24 protein-coding genes are annotated in these 21,665 nt (G+C 42.8%); 12 read left to right on the top strand and 12 right to left on the bottom strand.

Translation table 11 applies throughout. From position 1 onward, the window contains the following. The first annotated feature begins 52 nt into the window (after positions 1–52). Complete coding sequence (gene fbp, locus H1A14_RS11635; RefSeq protein ID WP_194776430.1) at positions 53–1,084, top strand: class 1 fructose-bisphosphatase; 1,032 nt, start codon at positions 53–55, stop codon at positions 1,082–1,084. Positions 1,085–1,166: 82 nt separating this feature from the next. Here the strand turns inward: fbp and H1A14_RS11630 are convergent, their stop codons facing one another. The 3 genes from H1A14_RS11630 to yihA are packed head-to-tail and all read right to left on the bottom strand — an operon-like array spanning position 1,167 to position 2,627. Beyond that, positions 1,167–1,469, bottom strand: coding sequence for a hypothetical protein (locus tag H1A14_RS11630; protein WP_194776429.1), 303 nt, complete (start codon positions 1,467–1,469; stop codon positions 1,167–1,169). 54 nt (positions 1,470–1,523) lie between these two features. After that, on the bottom strand, positions 1,524–1,961 hold the full coding sequence (locus H1A14_RS11625; protein ID WP_194776428.1) for a DUF5606 family protein: 438 nt from the start codon (positions 1,959–1,961) through the stop codon (positions 1,524–1,526). Between the two features lie 57 nt (positions 1,962–2,018). Further along, positions 2,019–2,627, bottom strand: coding sequence for a ribosome biogenesis GTP-binding protein YihA/YsxC (gene yihA / locus H1A14_RS11620; protein ID WP_194776427.1), 609 nt, complete (start codon positions 2,625–2,627; stop codon positions 2,019–2,021). Positions 2,628–2,752: 125 nt separating this feature from the next. On the opposite strand from yihA, the gene ubiE reads away from it, so the two are divergent. The 5 genes from ubiE (at position 2,753) to H1A14_RS11595 (ending at position 6,646) form a co-directional block, all read left to right on the top strand. Further along, on the top strand, positions 2,753–3,475 hold the full coding sequence (ubiE, locus tag H1A14_RS11615) for a bifunctional demethylmenaquinone methyltransferase/2-methoxy-6-polyprenyl-1,4-benzoquinol methylase UbiE (protein ID WP_194776426.1): 723 nt from the start codon (positions 2,753–2,755) through the stop codon (positions 3,473–3,475). Then, positions 3,424–4,197: a type IX secretion/gliding motility protein PorT/SprT gene (gene porT / locus H1A14_RS11610; protein WP_194776425.1), complete on the top strand. Its 774-nt coding sequence runs from the start codon at positions 3,424–3,426 to the stop codon at positions 4,195–4,197. Before ubiE ends, porT begins: the two co-directional genes overlap by 52 nt. Before the next feature lie 106 nt (positions 4,198–4,303). Then, entirely contained in the window at positions 4,304–5,068 is a 765-nt protein-coding gene (locus H1A14_RS11605) for an SDR family NAD(P)-dependent oxidoreductase (protein ID WP_194776424.1), read from the top strand. Further along, complete coding sequence (locus H1A14_RS11600) at positions 5,065–5,844, top strand: M15 family metallopeptidase (protein ID WP_194776423.1); 780 nt, start codon at positions 5,065–5,067, stop codon at positions 5,842–5,844. Before H1A14_RS11605 ends, H1A14_RS11600 begins: the two co-directional genes overlap by 4 nt. Positions 5,845–5,884: 40 nt before the next feature. Beyond that, positions 5,885–6,646 (top strand): ThuA domain-containing protein, encoded by a 762-nt coding sequence (locus H1A14_RS11595; protein ID WP_194776586.1) that lies wholly within the window; start codon positions 5,885–5,887, stop codon positions 6,644–6,646. A gap of 11 nt (positions 6,647–6,657) precedes the next feature. Here the strand turns inward: H1A14_RS11595 and H1A14_RS11590 are convergent, their stop codons facing one another. Then, the gene (locus H1A14_RS11590; protein ID WP_194776422.1) at positions 6,658–7,140 is read right to left on the bottom strand and encodes a cytidine deaminase; all 483 of its coding nucleotides are present in this window, start codon (positions 7,138–7,140) and stop codon (positions 6,658–6,660) included. 140 nt (positions 7,141–7,280) lie between these two features. Between H1A14_RS11590 and H1A14_RS11585 the strand changes: the two genes are divergently transcribed. Beyond that, a complete protein-coding gene (locus H1A14_RS11585) occupies positions 7,281–8,618 on the top strand; it encodes a saccharopine dehydrogenase family protein (RefSeq protein WP_194776421.1) in 1,338 nt (445 codons plus the stop codon). 90 nt (positions 8,619–8,708) lie between these two features. On the opposite strand, the gene H1A14_RS11580 is transcribed toward H1A14_RS11585, so the two are convergent. Beyond that, positions 8,709–9,422: a tRNA1(Val) (adenine(37)-N6)-methyltransferase gene (locus tag H1A14_RS11580; protein ID WP_194776420.1), complete on the bottom strand. Its 714-nt coding sequence runs from the start codon at positions 9,420–9,422 to the stop codon at positions 8,709–8,711. A 13-nt stretch (positions 9,423–9,435) separates the two neighbouring features. Next, positions 9,436–9,903 (bottom strand): ribonuclease HI, encoded by a 468-nt coding sequence (gene rnhA / locus H1A14_RS11575; RefSeq protein ID WP_194776419.1) that lies wholly within the window; start codon positions 9,901–9,903, stop codon positions 9,436–9,438. A 120-nt stretch (positions 9,904–10,023) separates the two neighbouring features. On the opposite strand from rnhA, the gene H1A14_RS11570 reads away from it, so the two are divergent. Further along, entirely contained in the window at positions 10,024–11,169 is a 1,146-nt protein-coding gene (locus H1A14_RS11570) for a 6-bladed beta-propeller (protein ID WP_194776418.1), read from the top strand. A 6-nt stretch (positions 11,170–11,175) separates the two neighbouring features. Here H1A14_RS11570 and H1A14_RS11565 read toward each other — a convergent pair whose 3' ends face one another. From H1A14_RS11565 to aroQ, 3 genes are read right to left on the bottom strand one after another with little or no spacing between them, the layout of a single operon-like run. Further along, positions 11,176–11,751, bottom strand: a complete 576-nt coding sequence (locus H1A14_RS11565) for a MarC family protein (protein ID WP_194776417.1) — start codon at positions 11,749–11,751, stop codon at positions 11,176–11,178. 57 nt (positions 11,752–11,808) lie between these two features. Further along, positions 11,809–12,864 carry an aminotransferase class V-fold PLP-dependent enzyme gene (locus H1A14_RS11560; protein ID WP_194776416.1) on the bottom strand — a complete coding sequence of 352 codons (1,056 nt, stop codon included), beginning with the start codon at positions 12,862–12,864 and terminating at the stop codon, positions 11,809–11,811. Between the two features lie 3 nt (positions 12,865–12,867). Then, the gene (gene aroQ, locus H1A14_RS11555; RefSeq protein ID WP_194776415.1) at positions 12,868–13,290 is read right to left on the bottom strand and encodes a type II 3-dehydroquinate dehydratase; all 423 of its coding nucleotides are present in this window, start codon (positions 13,288–13,290) and stop codon (positions 12,868–12,870) included. 121 nt (positions 13,291–13,411) lie between these two features. Between aroQ and xerD the strand changes: the two genes are divergently transcribed. The 4 genes from xerD (at position 13,412) to H1A14_RS11535 (ending at position 18,713) form a co-directional block, all read left to right on the top strand. After that, positions 13,412–14,317, top strand: coding sequence for a site-specific tyrosine recombinase XerD (gene xerD / locus H1A14_RS11550; RefSeq protein WP_194776414.1), 906 nt, complete (start codon positions 13,412–13,414; stop codon positions 14,315–14,317). A gap of 88 nt (positions 14,318–14,405) precedes the next feature. After that, complete coding sequence (locus H1A14_RS11545; RefSeq protein WP_194776413.1) at positions 14,406–15,446, top strand: quinone-dependent dihydroorotate dehydrogenase; 1,041 nt, start codon at positions 14,406–14,408, stop codon at positions 15,444–15,446. A gap of 61 nt (positions 15,447–15,507) precedes the next feature. Continuing rightward, positions 15,508–18,015, top strand: coding sequence for an FtsK/SpoIIIE family DNA translocase (locus H1A14_RS11540; RefSeq protein WP_194776412.1), 2,508 nt, complete (start codon positions 15,508–15,510; stop codon positions 18,013–18,015). Positions 18,016–18,059: 44 nt separating this feature from the next. Then, complete coding sequence (locus H1A14_RS11535) at positions 18,060–18,713, top strand: LolA family protein (RefSeq protein ID WP_194776411.1); 654 nt, start codon at positions 18,060–18,062, stop codon at positions 18,711–18,713. A 75-nt stretch (positions 18,714–18,788) separates the two neighbouring features. Here the strand turns inward: H1A14_RS11535 and H1A14_RS11530 are convergent, their stop codons facing one another. From H1A14_RS11530 to dnaK, 3 genes are all read right to left on the bottom strand, one after another. Continuing rightward, positions 18,789–19,037: a hypothetical protein gene (locus tag H1A14_RS11530; RefSeq protein ID WP_194776410.1), complete on the bottom strand. Its 249-nt coding sequence runs from the start codon at positions 19,035–19,037 to the stop codon at positions 18,789–18,791. A gap of 4 nt (positions 19,038–19,041) precedes the next feature. Further along, entirely contained in the window at positions 19,042–19,422 is a 381-nt protein-coding gene (locus tag H1A14_RS11525) for a co-chaperone GroES (RefSeq protein ID WP_194776409.1), read from the bottom strand. A gap of 118 nt (positions 19,423–19,540) precedes the next feature. Next, positions 19,541–21,463: a molecular chaperone DnaK gene (gene dnaK, locus H1A14_RS11520; protein ID WP_194776408.1), complete on the bottom strand. Its 1,923-nt coding sequence runs from the start codon at positions 21,461–21,463 to the stop codon at positions 19,541–19,543. Positions 21,464–21,665 lie beyond the last annotated feature (202 nt).

Here is a 21,665-nt window from a genome sequence, read left to right as displayed (position 1 = left end):
AATGATGGGTTGAATATTTTAATAGAAGTATAATTTTAAATTTTTCACGATTATGAAAACAAAACCTTACGTTCGGGACAAATCGGCTTTAGGTTATTCTGTTGGTGTCACTTTAGACCGATTCATCAAAAGCAAACAAGATGACTTTCCTTTTGCCTCAGGGGAACTTTCCCAGTTGCTTCGGGACATCGCATTGGCGACAAAGATAGTAAATAGGGAAATCAATCGGGCAGGTCTTTCCAATATTGGAGGGGCATTTGGCCAAACCAATGTGCAGGGAGAGGAACAACAAAATCTGGATGTGATTGCGAACATCCGCTTTACCAGAGCCCTTAGCAAAGGTGGGGAAGTCTGCGCCATTGTCTCCGAAGAAGATGATGAGGTGATCGACCTTCAAAACCAAAGTGGTAAATATGTCGTAGCCATTGACCCACTAGACGGTTCTTCCAACATTGATGTCAACATCAGCATCGGTACCATTTTTTCCATTTACAGAAGGGTCTCTCCAGTGGGCCATCCCATACAGCCTGAGGATATTTTACAAAAAGGTTTGGATCAGGTAGCCGCAGGCTATGTGTTGTTTGGTTCTTCCACCATGCTGGTTTACACTACCGGCAATGGGGTCAACGGCTTCACTTACGAACCTTCTCTCGGAGAGTTTTTCCTCTCACATCCCAACATGTGTGCCCCTAAGACAGGAACCATCTATAGCATCAATGAGGGAATGACCAATCAGATGGACGAAGGCTTGAAAAACTACATTCAATATTGTAAAGAAAAGGCATACAGTGCCCGATACATAGGCAGTTTGGTAGCTGACTTTCACAGAAATTTGCTGAAAGGAGGCATTTATATCTATCCTGCCACTCAAAATACCCCAAATGGAAAAATCAGACTCATGTATGAAGCCAATGCCCTCGCTTTTATTGCCGAACAAGCCGGAGCTGTGGCGATAGATGGAACAAGGCGCATTTTGGAGATTCAACCTGAAAGTCTCCACCAAAGAACCCCACTTTACCTTGGTTCGGAGGAAATGGTAAGCATGGCGGAAAGCTTCATCAAGGAGAAAGTATTGAATTCATGAGATTGAAAACCTATCATTAATCAAAAAATAAAAACAAAAACCCAATAATAACGATAGGGCCCGGGATCAGTTCCGGGCTTTTTTATTTTCCGTATTTTTTTCTAAATGCAGCTTTTAGAAGATGTCGGTCTACCAAAGCGGTGGTGAGGTCCAATTTAACCTTGTCTGGTTCGCTTTCGTGCAGAATGGCTTTCAGGGTTATTTCATCTAAGTCCACACGATAGCATATTTGAAGCAGTTTTTCAAAATGCTGGTCTAACAACTCCCCCACCACTGGAATCAAATACTTGATTAAAGCTGCTTTGTCTCCTTGCTCAGGTATGGGCTTCAGGTCAAGGTTTTTTTCAATCAATGGCAGTGAAGCAGCCAAAATTTCATGGTCCATCTTTGCAAAAACCTTTATTTGACACTATTTAATTCCCTAAACAGTTCACATCATTTATTCTTCCGTCTTCTCCGAATCCTTTCCTGATTCTTTTTTCTCCTCCAGCAATTCGGGGGCCTGAACCCGAATAATCTGATACCAGGTAACCAGTTTTTTGATATCCGATGCGTAAACTTTGTTTTCATCTACCTCAGGCAGCACATGCTTCATAAATGCCCGCAATTCATCCTGATCGGCAGTAGCATCCAGACCAAGGTCCCCTTGAAATTCCTTTTCTACATCGATCAAAATATCCTCTAAAGGCTTAGCCCCTTCTTCATCCATGGTATACATGGATATTTCACTCAAAACAGATACCCTATGGCTACCTCCTGCAATCAATTTGGATTTTTTCTCATCCAAGGACTCCAGAATTACACCTCCACGGGTGGGTTTCAGTACTTTGTACAAACCAGGCTTGCCTGCCACTGTTGCTATGTCTTTAAACTGCATTATTTTAAATTTTTGATTTTATCTGCAAAGATAGTTTTTTTTACCAATGCCCAAGTCCTATCGGGATTCTTGCTCAAATTCCTCAACCAATTCCTCTATAAACCCTATGATTTCTTCCTTTCCTCTCCCTTTCTCTGCTGAGGAAATGAAATAAAGCGGTGGTTCTTCAAACATCTTTTCCATCTCTTTCAGAAATTTGTTTACGTTTTGTTTCACTTTGCTGTTGGAAAGTTTGTCGGATTTGGTAAAAATCAACACAACGGCCACTTCATTTTGGGCGCACCAAAGGATAAACTCCAGATCGATTTTCTGAGGTTCCAACCGACTGTCAATCAGCACAAAGGTAACCTGCAGGTTTTCCCGATGCGTCAGATAGCCCCGGATCATTTGATCCCAATCTTTTTTGAGTGTCTTGCTTGCCTTGGCAAATCCATATCCTGGAAGATCCACCATGAGCCATTTGTCATCTATGTCAAAATGGTTGATCAACTGTGTTTTGCCTGGGGTACCCGAGGTCTTGGCCAGACTTTTGTTGTTGGTAAGCATGTTGATCAGTGAACTTTTGCCTACATTAGATCTCCCGATTAAGGCTACTTCTGGTTTTGAGGTAGCAGGGCAATTCTTGAAATCGCTGTTACTTACCAAGAAAGTTGCTTTTTTGATCATTATTTTGCCTAGTTTTTCGTCAAAGGTATGGTTTTCTGCTTAAACTCGGACTGCCAATTTATCATTAACATTTTTCCTTTGCTCAGGTTTACTTAGTAATATTGTGCCACGTTAAAAAAAAACAAATGTCAGTAGTACCATACAAGGACAAAGAAGCAGGGAAAAAAGAACAGGTTGCCACGATGTTTAACAACATCAGCAAACGGTACGACCTACTGAATCATGTACTCAGTTTGGGCATTGACATCAGGTGGAGAAAGAAAGCAGTGAAACTGCTGCAAAAAGACCAGCCCAAACTCATTTTGGACATCGCGACAGGCACGGGCGATTTTGCTATCGAGGCCTTGGCACTAAAGCCAGACAAAATCATCGGCGTAGATATTTCTTCAGGCATGCTGGAAGAAGGCAAGAAGAAACTCAAAAAGAGAAAACTGGATCACCTCATTGAACTTCAGATGGGGGATTCAGAAAAGCTTTTGTTTGAAGAAAATAAATTCGATGCCGTCATCGTTTCGTTTGGAGTGAGAAACTTTGAAAATCTTGAAAAAGGTTTGGCTGACATGCTCAGGGTTTTGAAACCAGGAGGCAAAACAGTCATTCTGGAATTTTCCAAGCCTACAAGTTTTCCTATGAAACAAGGTTATAATTTCTATTTTAAATATATTTTGCCCCAAATCGGCAAGTTGGTATCCAAAGACAATTCGGCTTATACCTATCTTCCGGAATCAGTTCAGGTCTTTCCGGATGGGAAGGATTTCTTACAGGTCTTAGAAAAAGTTGGTTTTAAAAACACACAATGCAAACCCCTCACTTTCGGAATAAGCTCGATCTATTTGGGAGAAAAATAGTCCTATCGCTACTTTTCTTTTGCTGTATCGGTACAGGTTTTGCCCAAAATAACTTTTCAATCTTCAATCCATCCGGACAAGATGATCAGTTCTTTTCCTATGGCTTCTTTCTAGCTGCCCATACGGGTACTTACCGAATCAAATATTCTGATGCATTTCTTGACCCGGAAGATCCTAGATTTCACGGAATTCAAAGCATTCAACCCATTTATCAACAAGGTTTTTCTCTTGGTTTTTTGGTTACCATGCGCCTTCATGATCAGGTGAACTTGTTGTTTACTCCGAAGGTTGGATTTTATGAACATGTGGTACAGATCAACAATTTTGTTGCAACAGATTTTGCCGAATCTGGTTTAGGAATACGGACAGAGGAAGCACTTGTAGAGTCAACACTGGTGGAATTTCCCCTTTTGCTGAAATATAAATCACAGAGATTCAACAATACCCGAATGTATTTTATCGGAGGGGGCAATTACTCCATCAGGACCAAGGCACAGGATGAGGCAGATGAGGATCCAATTTCTACATTGGGCCAAGACCTGGCATTGGAAATGGGATTGGGTTTCGATTTTTACTTTAAATTCTTTAAATTTTCCCCGGAAATTCGGTTCTCCCATGGACTTTTCAACATCTACCGGCCACAGGCTACTGATCCTGCATTTGCTGATGCCATTACGGATATCCGACGGAAATCAATTACCCTGTACCTTAATTTCCAATAGATCGTACCCCACTTCTCCTATCAGTTCAGAAAACCAACCATCACCAAAACGGTAATTTAATCTTTGTTTCCCTTCGGATAGGTTATTTTTCTCTTTAAATTAAGGCATGGATCAAAAAATTGCCTTGATAACCGGAGCCACTTCCGGAATAGGAAAAGCCACTGCCATCACCCTAGCCAAAATGGGCTATGCGATTATTGCCACTGGGAGAAGGGCGGAAAGGTTAAGTGCCCTCAAAGATGAACTACCCAAAAATACCCCTTATCTCCCCCTTCAATTCGATGTAAAGAAAAGGAAGGAAGTGGAAAAAGTATTCAATGACCTTCCAGAAACCTGGCTTAAAATCGAAGTTCTAGTCAACAATGCGGGAAATGCGCATGGGCTCAGCCCCATACAGGATGGAGATGTGGACGATTGGGATGCTATGATGGATATCAATGTCAAAGGTCTACTCTACGTTTCTAAAGCAGTCATTCCCGGTATGGTTGAACGGAAATCCGGCCAGATCTTGAATGTAGGTTCAATTGCTGCCAAAGAAGTGTACCCCAATGGCAATGTTTATTGCGCTTCAAAGCATGCCGTTGATGCCATTACCAAAGGCATGCGGATGGATCTAAATCCCTATGGGATAAAAGTGATGGCCATTCATCCGGGATTGGTGGAAACGGAGTTTTCTCTGGTCAGATTCAAAGGTGACAGTGACAAGGCAAAATCGGTTTATCAAGGATTTGCACCGCTGCTTGCGGAAGACATAGCAGAAGTCATTGCTTTTGCCATCAGCCGGCCCAGTCATGTAGTAATGGCTGATATGGTGGTCTTGGCAACCGCACAGGGAAGCAGTACCATGGTACATAAAGACCTACAAAAATGAACCATCATCTTTTGCTGATCATTGGCCTCCTGTTGTTCTGTTCCTCCTGTTCCCAAGAAAAGTCCAATGAGCAACGCATGCTGGACGACATTTTACAGGAAGGAACTTATACCATTCCTGAAGAAGCAGCGGAAAACCTGGATTTCAGTGATTTTGGTGAATTGTCTGAGTTGGAGCAGCATTTGATCGATGCGGGGTTGGTGGACATAAAATCGGTACTTCCAGAGGTATATGTTGACCTCAAGTATTCAAGTGAGGACAATTTTTTTGGCCAAGATGTGTATGGTGACCTTCAAAACTGCTACATGCAGCCTGAAGTTGCTGAAATGCTGGCAATAGCCCACAAAGCCTTAAAAAATGCTCATCCCGAACTCACTTTTTTAATTTACGACGCGGTACGTCCCTTAAGTGTCCAGCAAATCCTTTGGGATAACCTGGACAAACCAGCATCTGTAAAACCCCTGTATGTAGCAGATCCTAAAGAGGGAAGTTTGCATAATTTTGGCGTGGCGGTAGACCTTACCCTAGCCTATCAAGAAAATAGTGAGGCTTTGGACATGGGTACGGCCTATGATTATTTTGGCTATCCCGCTTATCCAGACCGTGAACAAGAAATGCTAAAAGAAGGAAAAATCACACCTAAACACATAGAAAACAGAAAAATTCTTAGGGCAGCTATGAAAGCCGGAGGCTTTTCGGGCATTGCTTCAGAATGGTGGCATTTCAATGCCTTTTCCAAAAAACAAGCCCGTGAAAAATTTGAAATCATCCCTTGACCAAACCTTTGCATTAACCTTATCCAACAATAACCGAAATATGAATACTTCCAAAACCTTATTTGTCTTAATGGCGGTTTTTTTATTGGCCCCATTGATTAGCCTTGGCCAAAATGCACAATTTAAAGCCTTGGTTTTCAGTAGAACAGCTGGTTTCCGCCACCAATCCATCCCTGAAGGAGTGGCTGCACTCAAAAAAATGGGGAAAGACCATCTGTTTGAGGTGTATGCCACCGAAGATCCGCGTGTATTTTCTGACAAAGGTCTGGAATCCTATGATGTGGTCATCTTAATGAATACCACAGGCACTATTTTCAATGAGGAACAAAAAGCCGCCTTTCAGAAATTTGTCCGATCTGGGAAAGGTGTCGTAGGCATCCACAGCGCCACGGATACCGAGTATGAATGGCCATGGTACAATGAAATGATTGGAGCCCAATTTATGAACCACCCCTATTCGCAAACAGTAAGGCTACAGGTTTTGGACAAAAAACACCCATCCACCTATCACCTTCCGGACAATTGGCTGTGGACAGACGAACTGTATGCTTTCAAAAATTTCAATGAAAATGTCAAAGTCCTGATCAACGCAGATGAAACATCCTATGATACCAATTTTTCCTGGCAGCCAACAGCAGGAATGGGTGAGTCTCACCCCATGGCTTGGTACCATGAATTTGATGGAGGAAGGGTATTTTACACGGCTTTGGGACATATAGAAAGCACGTTTCTAGACCATGATTTCAAAAAGCACCTTTTTGGTGGCATTTGGTATGCCGCCAAAGGATTTCCAATTGAATGACCTTTGAAAATTCAGCCATTAAGGTCTGAAAATTTAAATGGAAGCAGCTGATCTATTCCTTCTGCCTTGAGCACTTTACCTTCCGGTGTCAGAATAAGGATTTCTATGCTTTGCTTAAATATCATTTCCATCTCACTGATGGTTTGTCTGCATATGCCACAGGGAGTGACGGAGGCATAACGTTCTCCTTCTCTTCTCTTGGCTGTTATGGCAAGCTTCAAGGGGGCTACATTGGGATAGTTGGCATGTGCGTAAGTCAAAAGCACCCTTTCTGCACAGACACCACCCGGGAAAGATACGTTTTCCTGGTTGTTTGCATGGAGTGTTTCACCATTGTCCAGCAATAAAGCCGCTCCTACCATAAAGTTGGAATAGGGCGCATGGGCGTTTTTCCCGGCTGTTTTGGCCATCTGAATGAGTCCTTGGTCTTCGCTTGTCAACTCATTCCATTCGTATTCTGACAATAAAACCGTCCGTTCGAGTCTCTTTACCATACATAAACCATTAAAAAGGGGAAACAAGTAACAAATTAATTGGGATAAAGTTGGAGCAGATCCTATTTTTTGACAAATATTTTTTCACTCCGGAAATATTTAGCATCTTCAAATTCCTCAAATAAACCATTAATTTTTACATGAAAACCATTTTGATCATAGGTGCAGGCAAGTCCTCAACTGCTTTGATAGATTATTTGACTGAACAGGCCAAACCCAAAAACAGGCAGGTGATTTTGGCTGATATATCCCTTGATTTGGCTGAAAAAAAGCTAAAAGGAAAACCGCAGACCAAAGCTGTCTCCCTGAATATAGAAGAGGAAGAGGAAAGGCAGAAACTCATCAAAGAAGCAGATGTAGTGGTCAGCATGTTGCCTGCTTTTTTACATGGTAAAGTGGCTATGGATTGTCTTGCCTTTGAGAAACATTTTTTTTCTGCTTCATATGAATCAGAAGAACTTAAGGTCATCGCCGATCAGGTTAGGAAAAAAAACCTTTTCTTCTTAAATGAATGTGGATTGGACCCTGGCATAGACCATATGTCTGCCATGAGGATCATCGATCATGAAAAAAAATCAGGCAATGAAATAGTGCTTTTTAAATCATTTACAGGTGGTTTGTTGGCGCCTGAATGTGAAGACAATCCCTGGAAATACAAATTCACCTGGAATCCCAGAAATGTGGTTCTTGCTGGCAAGGGCGTCTCTCGATTTATCCGAAACGGCCGCTTAAAATTTATCCCTTACCACATGCTGTTCCGGAGAACCGAGAAAATAAGTTTCGAAGACGTAGGTGATTTTGATGGCTATCCCAATAGGGACTCGCTGAGTTACCGTAAGGTATATGGGTTGGAAAATATCCCCACCATCCTCAGAGGCACCTTAAGAAGAGAAGGATTCTGTAAAAGTTGGGATGTGTTTGTACAGTTGGGTCTTACGGACGATTCTTTCCAGATGGATTTACCTGAGGATTTTACCATGCGTATGTTCATCAACACTTTTTTACCCTACCATCCAGATAAATCCGTGGAAACCAAACTCATGGAAATCCTCCCCCATTTGGACGAAGACACCATGAACAAACTGGAATGGCTAGGTATCCTTGGCCATGAAAGCCTGCCGCGATTCAAAGGAAGCCCCGCTGAAATTCTGCAGGAAATCCTTGAAAGTAAATGGCAGCTCCTTCCCAACGACAAGGACATGATTGTCATGCAACACCAGTTAGAAATCAACACTGGCCAAGGCCAAAAAGTGATTACCTCCAGTCTGGTAATCAAGGGAGAAAATCAAGACCAAACTGCCATGTCCAAGACCGTAGGCTTGCCTTTGGCCATTGCCGTTGACCTGTTTTTGGAAGACAGGTTTTCAAGCAGAGGTTTGATGTTGCCCATTCATGAGGAGATTTATGAACCCATTCTTAAGGAATTGGAAAAACATGGCATTGTATTTAAGGAAACGGAAACTGTAGCCCAAACCTAAATGGGGATTTCTTGATTTCTTTGACCAGCATAATGATGCTTTTTTGTTCAATAAGGTAGGCGATTTAGAAGAATTCATTCTTGTGGCTGATCAAAAAATGGTCAGAAAATCGCGCAAAAGATTTCGGTACACTTCAGCATATGCGCCTTCTTCATTTTTGATATGGATAATTCCTTTCCTAGGTTCCTTTTTTTGAAAAGAAAAACAGTAAACCTCTCTGATTACCTTAGTGGAGGGCTTGTCTGAAACCTGTATGCAGGTCAGGGGCCATAAATGAAAAAAAGCCGCCAACCTTTCAAGTTCTCTCATTTCTTTTGGAGGCAGGATGACCCAAAACTCCCCCTCCGGATGCAGCAGCTCAGTGACACCTTTGATGAGTTCCTGAAAAGGAAGCGAATCATTGTGCATGGCCAAGTCTTTCTGTTCATTGCCTGATTTTAAATGGCTCGAATAATATGGCGGATTAGTGATGATCAGGTCAAATTTGTGGAGCACTTGTTTTTTATAATCCTGAAAGGACATACCAACAATGGCTATCTTATCCATAAAGCTGGAAACCTCCACATTGGATCTGGCCTGAAGGATGGCTTTTTCATCAATCTCCAAGGCGGTTATTTGGGCTTTAGCAAACCTTTGGGCCATCATAAGGGCAAGCAGGCCGGTACCTGTTCCAATATCAAGGATGGTTTTGGGTTGACCTTTCCCAGCCAAAGCACCTAAAATCACCCCATCGGTACTCACTTTCATGGCGCATTGGTCTTGCCGGATGGAAAACTGCTTGAAATGGAAGTAAGGATTTTTCATTTACTATTGAAGACTAAAACAACCCCTGTTTGTTTTCTCCTTCATAAGCTAAATCAGCTGGTAAATTAGGCAACTCTGCGGCTTGGACGGCCAATTGGTCACAGCGCTCGTTTTCCACATTCCCTGCATGCCCCTTTACCCAGTGAAATTTGGGCTTGTATTTGAGGTGAAGCGGGATATACCGCTTCCAGAGATCCACATTTTTCTTGTCTTTAAATCCTTTTTTTTGCCAAGCCCAGATCCAGCCTTTTTGAACAGCATCTACCACATATTTGCTGTCTGAATAGATATTTACTGGAATATCTTCCACTTTAAGTGACTCCAAGGCCTTAATCACCGCCAATAGCTCCATGCGGTTATTGGTAGTCAGTCTAAAGCCTTCAGCCAATTCTTTCCGGTGTTTCTTATAAAGCAAGACAGCACCATATCCCCCGGGTCCCGGATTGCCTTTGGCTGCGCCATCAGTGTATATATTGATCATCCTTCAAAGAAACAAAAAATGCCAGAATTGAGCAGGGCGGTTAGAGAAAATCAACAGTCTTTCCAAAAATATAAACACATTTATTACATTTGAAAACTATTCAACAACCCAAATCTTTCCATGAAAAAACAACTACCTGTTCTTCTCCTCATGCTATGGGGATTGGTATCGTGTCAAACCTCAGATAAGAATGAGCGAGTCGTTTTGGATGTCAATCCCGTATTTCCCATACTCACATGGAATCTTTCTGACACTTTTTCCGAGGTTGCCTATGAACGTTTTTTCCTTCCAGAGGGATTGGAAACCGGACAATTTGCTTTGGCAAAATCTTACAAAGACCAGCTTGCCATTCTAGACAAGTTCTTCAACCGCATCTATGTATTCAATGTCCTAAATGGAGAGTATCTCTATACCATAGAAGCAGAAAATGACGAGGATTATGAATTTGAAATCATCGGTGACTTTGAGTTGGGGGACAATGGGCAACTCTATGTGTATCACCCAGGCAAAAATGTGATGCTTTTTCAAAATGGCCAGGTAAAGAAAACTTACCCAGTTTCTGTAGTTGGATACGGTTTTGCGGTTGCCCAAGATGGCTTCATGTTTTTCGTTCCCACCACCCAGTATAAAGAAGAGTCAGGTTCCATCTTGTACCTAGATTGGGAAGGCAATGTCAAAGCGGTTTATGGCGGAAATAAAATAAATTCTGAAGTGTATGCCTCGAGTTTAATTCAAACGCTTGAAAAAGAAATCCTGATCAATGATTATTACCATCAGCACCTGCTTTCCTTCAACAAAAAAGGGGAATTACAAAAAACCTACCGATGGGAGGCTCCCATGGATGTGAAAGTTGAGCCAGGTTATTTTCTGAAGTTTGACCCTTACCTTTTTACTGTCACTTCCATCAACCGGGCCACATCCCAACCCCTGTTGCAGCTCTTTGAAAACGGAAAATCGCAACACAACATCGGCAAAGTGTTCTCTGATTTTGACGGTTTTCCAGTGGATGGCTTTGCAGGGTTTAATGAAGCGCACCGTTTTGTATTCAGGGTTTTTGGGGAAGAAAACTACGATGATATCCGTTACCTCTATACCGAGAAAGGCCTGGCCCAAAATTTTGTTGAGGAAGATGGGTATTTCAAAACAAAGGGTTATTCTGAAAGCAAGATATCTGGAGAGAAGCTGGATAGGGCAAAAGAAAGGTTTGATTCCCTTCTCTTGCCAACAGAACAGTCCAGCTTCTTGATCATGAAGCTTTACCAATAAAAGCGCTCAGCTAAAGGTACCTAGGTTGGTCTTAAAAATTTTGATGGCGATGGAAAGCAGGATGATGCCAAAAATCCTCCTTAACACATCCAATCCGGTTTTACCCAATTTTCTTTCCAACCAATTGGTACTTTTCAATACCACATACACAATGATGAGGTTGATCACTATACCGATGGCGATATTGACCTGGGCAAATTCGGCTTTGAGGGTAAGAATGGTGGTCAATGTTCCCGCCCCAGCGATCAAGGGGAAGGCAATGGGAACAATGGAGGCACTCCCACTGGCATCGGGATCGGGCTTGAAAAGCTCTATCCCAAGGATCATTTCTGCCCCCAAGGCAAAAATAATCAGAGCACCGGCGATAGCAAAATCCTCCACGCCTATCCCAAATAAACTGAGGATGGATTTACCTATCAGCAGAAAAAGAATCATCAATACGCCTGCTGCCAAGGTGGCTTTTTCGGACTGAATGTGGCCCACTTTCTGACGTAAATTGATCACAATAGGAATGGAGCCCAGAATGTCAATGACAGAAAACAGGATCAAGGTGACGGAAAGCGTCTCTTTTAAATCAAACATATGCGGAAATTTCCCGCAAAGGTAGGTGTATTGTTCAGGATAAACTATCCCCTATCCTCAATATTCTTTCAAGAACCTAAGCAAGTTCTCAAACTCCCGATCATTGATGGCTGGAAAGTTGGCGATTCTGAAGCTGCTTGCCTTCAGTGGACCATAGCCCCCACCCAACTGCATGCCCTTAACTTCAGCATCCTTTTTGATCTGCGAAATAAATGGCTCTCTCGCAGTCACTGCAAGCACAGTACTGCTTCTGGCCTCGGGGTTTTGGATCAGCATCCGCATAGGTCCTGTATTTGCGATGGCATTCTCCAATTGCTGCATCCTGCTACGGGTTTTTTGATCGATATGCTGGATTTCAGGGATATCTTGCAAAACCCTTTTGAGCAAATAAATGCCCAGGACATTAGGGGTGTAATGTGTTTGGAAGTTTTCTGCATTTTCAAGCATAAAACTGAGGCTGTTGTACCTTCCTCTTTCCCCTTTTTTCTTAACTTTTTGGATGGCTTTGGGAGAAAGAAGCAAGACTCCAAGACCTGCTGGCATGCCGAAACATTTTTGTACAGAAGCATACCAGATATCCGCCAAAGAAAAATCCAACTCAATGCCCGCCATCGAAGAAGTGGTATCAATCGCCATCATTTTTTCCGGAAATTTGTGTGCAATCGCAGCTATGGTTTCATTGCTCACCTGGGTGGCATTGGAGGTTTCATTCTGTGTGATCGCAATCAGGTCAAACTCATACCCGATGTCAAGGTTAGTCACATCAACAGTCTGATCCGGTTCCAACTTTAGAATCCCGGTCTTGGGTTCAATGTACTTGGCAAATTCATACCATTTTTTCCCAAAAGAACCTGAGAAAATATGGAAACTGGCTGATTCCGTCACAGACTGGGCTATGATTTCCCAATTTTCCGTAGCACTGGAGGTGAAGAGCAACTTATAGTCCTGAGGCACGTGCAGTTGTTCTTTGATCAGGGTTTCGGTTTCCTGATAAAGGTCCATGAACATCGCACTTCTATGGCTGATGCTCATGATGCCCATTTCAAATGCTTCTTTTAAATAGAGGGGCAGTGTATCGTAGACTTTTGAGGGTCCAGGAGAAAATGTAACCATGGATTATTTTTTAGCGGTAAAATATTGGATGCCCAAGGCATAGCCTTCCAGACCCAAGCCGGAAATCATGCCTACACATTCTTTTGAGATGATGCTTTTGTGACGAAACTCCTCTCTTTTGTAAATGTTGGAAATATGGACTTCGAGCACCGGAGTGTTGATTCCTGCGATCGCGTCTGATATGGCAACTGAAGTGTGTGTATAACCTCCTGCATTGATCAAGATGGCATCATGGTCAAACCCAGCCTCATGGAGTTTGTCGATGATTTCACCTTCTATGTTGCTCTGAAAATAGGTCAGTGAAAATTGTTGAAATCTTTTTTGAAGGCTTTCAAAAAAATCTTCAAAAGATTCTTTACCATATATTTCAGGCTCTCTTTTTCCCAATAGATTGAGATTGGGTCCGTTGATGATACAGATTTTCAAAATGATATAGGGTTAAGTACCGTTTTCTCAAACAAATTTAGCGAATGCAATTGGATTTGTTCCCAGCAATCCAAGGTAAGAAATTACCTTTGGGCAAGTTTTTTTGATTTATCTTTATCGGATGGCAAGTCTGTGGGAAAAACAAATCAAGGGGTTTCAATACCATCTGAAAATAGAAAGGTCGCTGAGTGAAAATTCCATTCTTGCCTATGTGCAGGACATGGAAAAGCTCAGAAACTTTATGGAGGCCCATTATCCGACCACGCAACCTGAACAGGCTCAATTAGAACATCTCCGGAATTTCGTAAATGAAATTGCGGCTATGGGCATCGCGGCTTATTCCCAAGCCAGGATCATTTCCGGGATCAAAGCCTTTTACAGGTACTTGATGTATGAGGATAAAATTGAGGAAGACCCAGCCCAGCTGCTGGAAGCCCCAAAACTGGGCAGGAAATTACCGGACACCCTGAGTTTTCTTGAAATCAACCAGATATTAGAAAGCATTGAACTTGGAAAACCCGAAGGACACCGCAACCGGGCCATGTTGGAAATCCTGTACAGCAGCGGGCTAAGGGTTTCGGAATTGACCGAGTTAAAAATCGGAAATGTATATGCCGATATAGGATTTCTGAGGGTCACAGGAAAAGGTGACAAAGAGCGATTGGTTCCAATAGGCCATGATGCCCTGAAGTACTTAAAGATGTATACGGAGCTTGTTCGGGTACTTCAGCATCCCGCTAAGGGTCATGAGCAATATGTATTCCTCAACCGAAGAGGCAAAAAACTCAGCCGAGTCATGGTATTTCTTATCATCAAAAAACAAGTGGAATTGGTCGGTATAAAAAAGAATGTGAGTCCACACACCTTTAGGCACAGCTTTGCCACCCACCTGATTGAGGGCGGGGCAGACCTCAGGGCAGTGCAGGAAATGCTTGGCCATGAAAGCATTACCACTACAGAGATCTATACCCATTTAGACAGGGATTATTTGAGACAGGTCCTGACCGAGTTTCACCCAAGAAAATAGCCTGAAACTAAGTAGGATCAAATGCCAGGAAACGCAATATATTTAACATAATTCCTTTAATTTAGCCGATTGAAATCAATTCCTTCCCGTGTATAAGTCAATTCTGAAACCGCTGTTATTTCTTAAAAATCCGGAGAGTGCCCATCATTTTACTTTTACCTGGATCAAAAGAACCTTTAACCTTCCCGGAATAAAAGCCATTATTCAGCGGACTTTTGCCATGGATCATCCTTCATTGAAGCGGGAGGTATTTGGGCTTACCTTTGATAATCCTGTGGGGTTGGCAGCAGGCTTTGACAAAGATGCTAAACTCATAGATGAAATGGCGCTGTTGGGCTTCGGCTTCATTGAGATCGGTACACTTACTCCCAAACCTCAGGAAGGGAACCCATTGCCCAGATTGTTCCGACTGCCGGAAGATGAAGCATTGATCAATAGAATGGGTTTTAACAATGGAGGAGTGGATGAGGCTGTGAAAAGGCTGAAAAAAAGAAAATCAAAAGTCATCATCGGAGGCAACATCGGGAAAAACAAACTGACACCCAATGAAAATGCAGTGGACGATTACCTTCACTGCCTGGAAGTTCTCCACCCTTTTGTGGATTACTTTGTGGTCAATGTGAGTTCCCCCAATACGCCGAATCTACGTGAACTGCAGGAGAAAGCACCGCTTCAAAAACTTTTGACTGCCATTAAATATGCCAATAATCAAAAGACCAAACCTAAGCCTATCCTCCTTAAGATTGCCCCGGATTTGAGTCAGGGGCAATTGGATGACATCGTGGACATCGTGAAAGAAACGAAAATAGACGGGGTCATCGCAACAAATACCACCATAGACCGGGCCCAGTTAAAAACAGCTACCGCAGAAGTAGAAGCGATGGGAGCTGGAGGTGTCAGCGGAAAAGTTTTGGCTGACAGAAGTACGGAAGTCATTCGCTACCTTGTCGAGCGTTCCGGAAATGCATTTCCCATCATCGGGGTGGGAGGCATCTTTTCTGCAGAGGATGCCATACAGAAACTGGAAGCCGGAGCATCTTTGGTTCAGGTCTACACAGGCATGGTTTATGAGGGGCCAAGCCTGGTTAAAAGAATTAAACACGGACTTGTCCGTTATTATCAAAATTGAGATTTTATTTGTTCGATAATTCCTTTATCTTAAAATCCGAGAAATCGCCCAATTGAATAAAATGGCTGCCAATACCCCTAAATCCAATACTTTTAGAAAAAAAGGAGAACCAAAAAAAAGCGGCTCTCCCAAAAAGTCTTTCAACTGGTCTTTGGGCTTTCTGAAGGATAAAAAAATAGGCCTTTCCGTAGGAATCATCCTAATGATGATAGGCTTGTTCCTATTGTTTGCCTTTGTGGCTTATTTGTTTACCGGACCAGCCGATCAAAGTGTGGTATTGTCCAGTACTGATGCCTCCCTTAGAGAAAATGCAGGTGAGACCCGCAATTGGCTGGGTTTAATGGGTGCAAAAGTTTCCCATTGGCTTATCTTCAGGTGGTTTGGACTGGCCGCTTTTCTTCTCCCCCCATTTTTGTTTTTTCTTGGGTTCAAGTTGAGCTTCAAAAAACGACTCATCTCACTGACCCGATATAGCACCTTTGCACTTTTCTTTACCTTTTGGTTGGGTTTGCTGCTGGGGTATTTGGTCCATATGGCTGACAATTATACCGTATTGGGTTTCTTGAGTGGTGGATTTGGTTATGAAATGGCTCAGTTTGCTGATGATTTTCTGGGATGGGGTACTTTTATCCTGATCTTTGGTTCGTTGCTGATCTTCATCATTTTCTTTTTCAACATTGACCAGCTCAACTGGTTTACCAGTCAAGACGTCCCGAACACCTATGAAGAAGAGGAAGCGCAATGGGATGAAGACCAGGCCTTGGCCGAGCGAAATGCCTTGAAAAATAAACCCACCTTAGCCAACAGTAACAATCCTTATGACGAGGAGGAGGATCTCGATGAGGAAGAATTTGAAGAAGAAGGCACCGATGATGGCAGTAGCTGGGTAATCAAAACAGAAGAGGAAGAAAAGAAAAAGCCCGTCTCCGTACCAGAGCTGAATATTGAAGAAACTGATCGCTTTGAGGAGAAACTGGTGGTAGAACACCAGGAGGACAGCAAGCAATTTTCCATAACCAAAGCGGAAGGAGAGGAAAAAACGGCAGAAGAGGTAGAAAATCTTGATCCCTACGACCCTACCTTGGACCTGCCGCATTACAAATATCCATCCCTTGAATTGCTCAATGAGTACGACGTACAAAAAGTCACTGTGAGTCGTCAGGAATTGGAAGAAAACAAAAACAAGATCGTAGAGACCCTTGTCAATTTTAAAATAGGCATTCAGGAGATCAAAGCCACCATAGGTCCTACTGTGACGCTTTATGAGATTGTGCCAGATCCAGGTGTAAAGATATCCAAGATCAAGAACCTGGAAGATGACATTGCTTTGAGTTTGGCAGCCTTGGGCATTAGGATCATTGCACCTATCCCCGGCAAAGGCACCATAGGGATAGAAGTTCCCAACAAAAACCGTGAACTCGTTCCTGCTAAAGCGGTGATCGGCACGGAAAAATTCATGAAAAGCGACAAGGACCTTCCGGTAGCCTTTGGTAAAACCATTTCCAATGAGGTATTTGTCATGGACCTAGCCAAAATGCCTCACCTGTTGATGGCAGGTGCAACGGGGCAGGGAAAATCAGTGGGATTAAACATGATTCTTGCCTCACTTATTTATAAAAAGCACCCTTCTCAACTGAAATTTGTACTGGTAGATCCAAAAAAGGTAGAACTTACTCTTTTCAATAAAATCGAAAGACATTTCCTGGCCAAATTGCCCGGTGCTGAGGAAGCCATCATTACGGATACCAAAAAAGTGATCTATACGCTCAATTCCCTTTGTATAGAAATGGACAACCGATACGACCTGTTGAAAGATGCGGGTTGTAGAAACCTGAAGGAATACAATGCCAAATTTGTAGCCCGTAAGCTTAATCCTGAAAAGGGGCACAAATTCATGCCATACATCGTCTTGGTCATCGACGAACTGGCTGACCTGATGATGACAGCTGGGAAGGAAATTGAAGCCCCTATCGCCAGGCTGGCGCAACTTGCCCGAGCTATAGGAATCCACTTGGTGGTGGCCACACAGCGGCCTTCTGTCAATGTGATCACCGGTATCATCAAAGCCAACTTCCCGGCCCGATTATCTTTCCGGGTGACTTCAAAAATTGATAGCCGGACAATCCTGGATGCCGGAGGAGCAGATCAGCTTATTGGTATGGGAGACATGTTGCTTTCCCATGGTTCGGAAATGACCCGTTTGCAGTGTGCCTTTTTGGATACTCCGGAAGTGGATGCCATCTGCGACTGGATTGGAAGCCAAAAAGGCTATCCGGATGCCTACATTCTGCCTGAATTTGTTGGAGATGAGGGAGACAGTGGGGCTTTGGATGTGGACCTTTCGGACCGGGACCCCTTGTTTGATGATGCCGCCCGACTGATTGTGCTTCACCAACAAGGAAGTACCTCCCTGATACAGAGAAAGTTGAAACTGGGATATAACCGGGCTGGTAGGATTGTGGACCAACTGGAAGCTGCTGGAATTGTAGGACCTTTTGAAGGAAGTAAGGCAAGAGAGGTATTAATTCAGGATGAAATGAGTTTGGAACAATTATTGAATAGCCTGTAAATGTCTTCAAAAAACCTTCTTGAAGGGCTATATTTATGTCAATAATGAAATTTAATTTATGGATGATCCTTTGGATTTTTGTGGGATTTTCGACTTTCGCCCAAAGTCAGAAAGATCCCAAAGCCAAAGCGATTCTGGACGGGGTAAGTCAAAAATACCAGTCTTTAAAAGGGCTTCAAGCCAGCTTTGAATACACTTACGAAAATGAGATTGATGGGAGTTCCCAAACCAATTCGGGAGAAGTGACTATCAAAGGAAATAGTTACCTGCTCAAATTGGATAACCAAGAAATTTATAACAATGGTAATACGGTATGGACTTACATCGAATCCAACGGATTCAAGGAGGTTACCATCAACAATGTCAATACCCAAGAGGATGAATTGACCCCTTCCAGTGTATATAACATGTACAAAAAAGGGTTCAACTATCAACTGCTAGGTGAGAAAAATGAAAACGGAAAAACAATTCAAGTTGTCGAGCTGACTGCAGAAAAAGCGAATGCTCCTTTCAAAAGGGTCAAACTAATGGTGGACAAAGCCCAGAAAGACTTGATCGGTTGGGAAATATTCGATGATCAAGGGACTGTATTTCGCTATAAATTCAAGGATGTCGATACCAATATAGACCTTAAAGATGATTTCTTTACCTTTAATGCAAGCAATTACGGAAAGGTTGAAGTGATAGATTTAAGATAAACAGATAATTCTTATACAAAAGAAAAGCCATGACTTCTGTCATGGCTTTTCTTTTTGCAAGATTTGGAAATGAAATCATTTGGAAATATTCCTGATGTTACCCGGCAAATGATCCAAAATTAAAGATCTTCCATTTATAACATGTAGGTGCGCAATGATGCCAGGAAAATGGTAATTCAATACAAATCTCGCCAACAAACTGAAATCTCCGGTACATCCCTGCCCGACGACAGGTGGGCCTGCCTGCCTATGGAAATGGGACTTTTGATTTCCGTCCCCTTTGAAGAAGAATATTGGGTTAGTGGCAAAGGAGCGGATAACCATTATTTTACAATTCTTCCTCTCTTTCCAGCATCAGGATGGAATGCTGTGGGACAATAAAGTACTTATCTCCTTCATACATTACTTCGTAGGCCCCATTTAATAAGAAAACAGCCAAATCTCCTTCTTGTGCCTGCAAGGGAATGTATTTGATCCGGTCTTCTCGGTCCTTCCAGAGTTCCTCTTCTTCCATAGGGGCTGGTATGGGATATCCTGGTCCGGTTTTAATGATGTATCCCTGCTGGATCTTTTCTTTTTCCTGAACTCCGGGCGGCAGATATAAACCGCTTGCGGTTTTTTCATTTGCCTTTTTCAATTTGATCAAAACCCGGTCTCCAACGATGATCAGTTTCCTCAATTTATTGTCTGGGGTGATTTGTGTGGACATATTGTGTTTTACTGCCTAATGTGAACATTCCTGACTGTATTAAAAATTTCTACAGGGAAAAAGAAGGGCATCCAAAATCAATCAGATGCCCTTTTTGGTTGGTAACTAAACGAGTTGGTTACTTTTTATCTTCATTTACTTCTTCATAATCTACATCCGATACTCCGTCTCCGGCGTCTTCAGTAGTATGACTTTCTGTAGCTCCTGAAGCTCCGGCTCCGTCAGGAGCACCTTGGCTGGCACTGTACATTTCCTGAGAAGCAGCTTCCCAAGCTTTGTTCAAGCCTTCCATAGCGGTGGTGATGTTGGCTAAATCCTGCGCCTGATGGGCTTGTTTTAGGTTTTCCAAAGCACCATTGATCGCTGTTTTATTGCCTTCGGAAAGTTTATCTCCAAACTCTTTCAGTTGCTTTTCAGTTTGGAAAATCAGGCTGTCAGCTTGGTTAAGTTTTTCAACTTTTTCCTTGGCTTCTTTATCTGTTGCGGCATTGGCTTCCGCTTCTTTCTTCATTTTTTCGATTTCTTCCTGAGAAAGTCCTGAGCTCGCTTCGATCTTGATCTTTTGCTCTTTCCCGGTTCCTTTGTCCTTGGCAGACACATTAAGGATACCATTGGCATCAATGTCAAAGGTCACTTCAATCTGAGGAACACCTCTTTGTGCAGGAGGAATATCCGTCAACTGGAATCTTCCGATGGTCCTGTTGTCTTTGGCCATAGGACGCTCTCCTTGCAAGACGTGGATGTCCACAGCAGGTTGGTTGTCGGCAGCTGTAGAGAATACCTCTGACTTTTTGGTTGGGATGGTGGTGTTGGATTCAATCAGTTTGGTAAATACACCGCCCATGGTTTCGATGCCCAGAGACAATGGAGTCACATCTAACAACAAGACGTCCTTCACTTCTCCAGTCAAGACACCACCCTGAATTGCAGCACCAACGGCTACAACTTCATCCGGATTTACTCCTTTGGAAGGTTTCTTGCCGAAGAATTTTTCAACTTCTTCCTGAATCTTTGGAATTCGGGTAGAGCCCCCTACCAAGATGATTTCGTCAATGTCAGATGGAGACATGTTCGCATCCTTCATGGCTTTCTTACAAGGCTCCAAAGACCTGCGGATAAGATCTTCTGCCAGTTGCTCAAACTTGGACCTGGAAAGGCTTCTGACCAAGTGCTTGGGTCCGGTTTGTGTAGCAGTAATATAAGGCAAATTAACTTCTGTATTGGCTGAGCTGGACAACTCTATTTTGGCTTTTTCGGCTGCTTCTTTAAGACGCTGAAGGGCCATAGGATCTTTTCTGAGGTCAATCTGTTCTTCAGTTTGAAACTCATCTGCAAGCCAGTCTATAATGACCTGATCAAAGTCATCCCCCCCGAGGTGAACATCACCATTGGTCGACTTCACTTCAAATACCCCATCCCCTAGTTCAAGGATGGAAATATCGAAGGTACCGCCACCAAGGTCATACACCGCAATTTTCATGTCTTGGTTTTTCTTATCCAATCCATAGGCCAAGGCAGCTGCTGTAGGTTCGTTGATGATTCTTTTCACATCCAAACCTGCAATCTGACCCGCTTCTTTGGTAGCTTGCCTTTCTGAATCATTGAAATAGGCCGGAACAGTAATGACTGCTTCAGTCACTTCCTGACCAAGAAAATCCTCTGCTGTGGTCTTCATTTTCTGAAGAATCATGGCAGACAGTTCTTGGGGTGTGTAAGAACGATCCCCTATTTTGATAACCAAAGTATCATTTGGTCCTTTTTCTACTTTATAAGAAGCATGTTTTTTCTCTTCAGATACCTCTGAGAACTTCTTACCCATAAATCTCTTTACTGAAGAAATGGTATTGGCGGGATTGGTGATGGCCTGTCTTTTGGCAGGATCACCTACTTTTCTCTCTCCGTTACCGTTATCCAGAAAAGCCACGATAGATGGCGTTGTCCTTCTTCCTTCACTGTTTTGGATTACTACCGGCTCATTGCCTTCCATTACGGCGACGCAAGAGTTTGTTGTACCCAAGTCTATACCTATAATTTTTCCCATGATAATATATTTTCGTTTATTAGTTACAAATTTCAATCTACATGGACCTTATTGACAAGGGTTGTGCCAACGTGCTATCTGCCTATTTCCGTGTCAGAGTGACAGATTTTATGACAGGAGTAAAGTAAAATACTTACTGAATTGTTGGGTTTAGTGATGTATTGTCAGGTGCTTACCTCTTCCAGCCGACGGGCGAATAGGC

Origin of the sequence: Pararhodonellum marinum (assembly GCF_015354735.1) — a bacterium.
GTDB classification, from domain to species: Bacteria; Bacteroidota; Bacteroidia; order Cytophagales; family Cyclobacteriaceae; genus Pararhodonellum; species Pararhodonellum marinum.
The sequence above is the reverse complement of the archived record's forward strand: the minus strand, read 5'-3'. Positions and strand labels throughout refer to the sequence as shown.

What these genes read in the sequence shown, in the direction of transcription:
- fbp (WP_194776430.1), top strand. Translation starts at nt 53, where the DNA reads ATGAAAACAAAACCTTACGTTCGGGACAAATCGGCTTTAGGTTATTCT.
- H1A14_RS11595 (WP_194776586.1), top strand. Translation starts at nt 5,885, where the DNA reads ATGAATACTTCCAAAACCTTATTTGTCTTAATGGCGGTTTTTTTATTG.
- H1A14_RS11585 (WP_194776421.1), top strand. Translation starts at nt 7,281, where the DNA reads ATGAAAACCATTTTGATCATAGGTGCAGGCAAGTCCTCAACTGCTTTG.
- H1A14_RS11580 (WP_194776420.1), bottom strand. Translation starts at nt 9,422, where the DNA reads ATGAAAAATCCTTACTTCCATTTCAAGCAGTTTTCCATCCGGCAAGAC.
- H1A14_RS11605 (WP_194776424.1), top strand. Translation starts at nt 4,304, where the DNA reads ATGGATCAAAAAATTGCCTTGATAACCGGAGCCACTTCCGGAATAGGA.
- xerD (WP_194776414.1), top strand. Translation starts at nt 13,412, where the DNA reads ATGGCAAGTCTGTGGGAAAAACAAATCAAGGGGTTTCAATACCATCTG.
- H1A14_RS11570 (WP_194776418.1), top strand. Translation starts at nt 10,024, where the DNA reads ATGAAAAAACAACTACCTGTTCTTCTCCTCATGCTATGGGGATTGGTA.
- H1A14_RS11590 (WP_194776422.1), bottom strand. Translation starts at nt 7,140, where the DNA reads ATGGTAAAGAGACTCGAACGGACGGTTTTATTGTCAGAATACGAATGG.
- dnaK (WP_194776408.1), bottom strand. Translation starts at nt 21,463, where the DNA reads ATGGGAAAAATTATAGGTATAGACTTGGGTACAACAAACTCTTGCGTC.
- H1A14_RS11525 (WP_194776409.1), bottom strand. Translation starts at nt 19,422, where the DNA reads ATGTCCACACAAATCACCCCAGACAATAAATTGAGGAAACTGATCATC.
- H1A14_RS11530 (WP_194776410.1), bottom strand. Translation starts at nt 19,037, where the DNA reads ATGGTTATCCGCTCCTTTGCCACTAACCCAATATTCTTCTTCAAAGGG.
- H1A14_RS11630 (WP_194776429.1), bottom strand. Translation starts at nt 1,469, where the DNA reads ATGGACCATGAAATTTTGGCTGCTTCACTGCCATTGATTGAAAAAAAC.
- H1A14_RS11600 (WP_194776423.1), top strand. Translation starts at nt 5,065, where the DNA reads ATGAACCATCATCTTTTGCTGATCATTGGCCTCCTGTTGTTCTGTTCC.
- H1A14_RS11540 (WP_194776412.1), top strand. Translation starts at nt 15,508, where the DNA reads ATGGCTGCCAATACCCCTAAATCCAATACTTTTAGAAAAAAAGGAGAA.
- porT (WP_194776425.1), top strand. Translation starts at nt 3,424, where the DNA reads ATGCAAACCCCTCACTTTCGGAATAAGCTCGATCTATTTGGGAGAAAA.
- H1A14_RS11560 (WP_194776416.1), bottom strand. Translation starts at nt 12,864, where the DNA reads ATGGTTACATTTTCTCCTGGACCCTCAAAAGTCTACGATACACTGCCC.
- yihA (WP_194776427.1), bottom strand. Translation starts at nt 2,627, where the DNA reads ATGATCAAAAAAGCAACTTTCTTGGTAAGTAACAGCGATTTCAAGAAT.
- H1A14_RS11625 (WP_194776428.1), bottom strand. Translation starts at nt 1,961, where the DNA reads ATGCAGTTTAAAGACATAGCAACAGTGGCAGGCAAGCCTGGTTTGTAC.
- ubiE (WP_194776426.1), top strand. Translation starts at nt 2,753, where the DNA reads ATGTCAGTAGTACCATACAAGGACAAAGAAGCAGGGAAAAAAGAACAG.
- H1A14_RS11565 (WP_194776417.1), bottom strand. Translation starts at nt 11,751, where the DNA reads ATGTTTGATTTAAAAGAGACGCTTTCCGTCACCTTGATCCTGTTTTCT.
- rnhA (WP_194776419.1), bottom strand. Translation starts at nt 9,903, where the DNA reads ATGATCAATATATACACTGATGGCGCAGCCAAAGGCAATCCGGGACCC.
- H1A14_RS11535 (WP_194776411.1), top strand. Translation starts at nt 18,060, where the DNA reads ATGAAATTTAATTTATGGATGATCCTTTGGATTTTTGTGGGATTTTCG.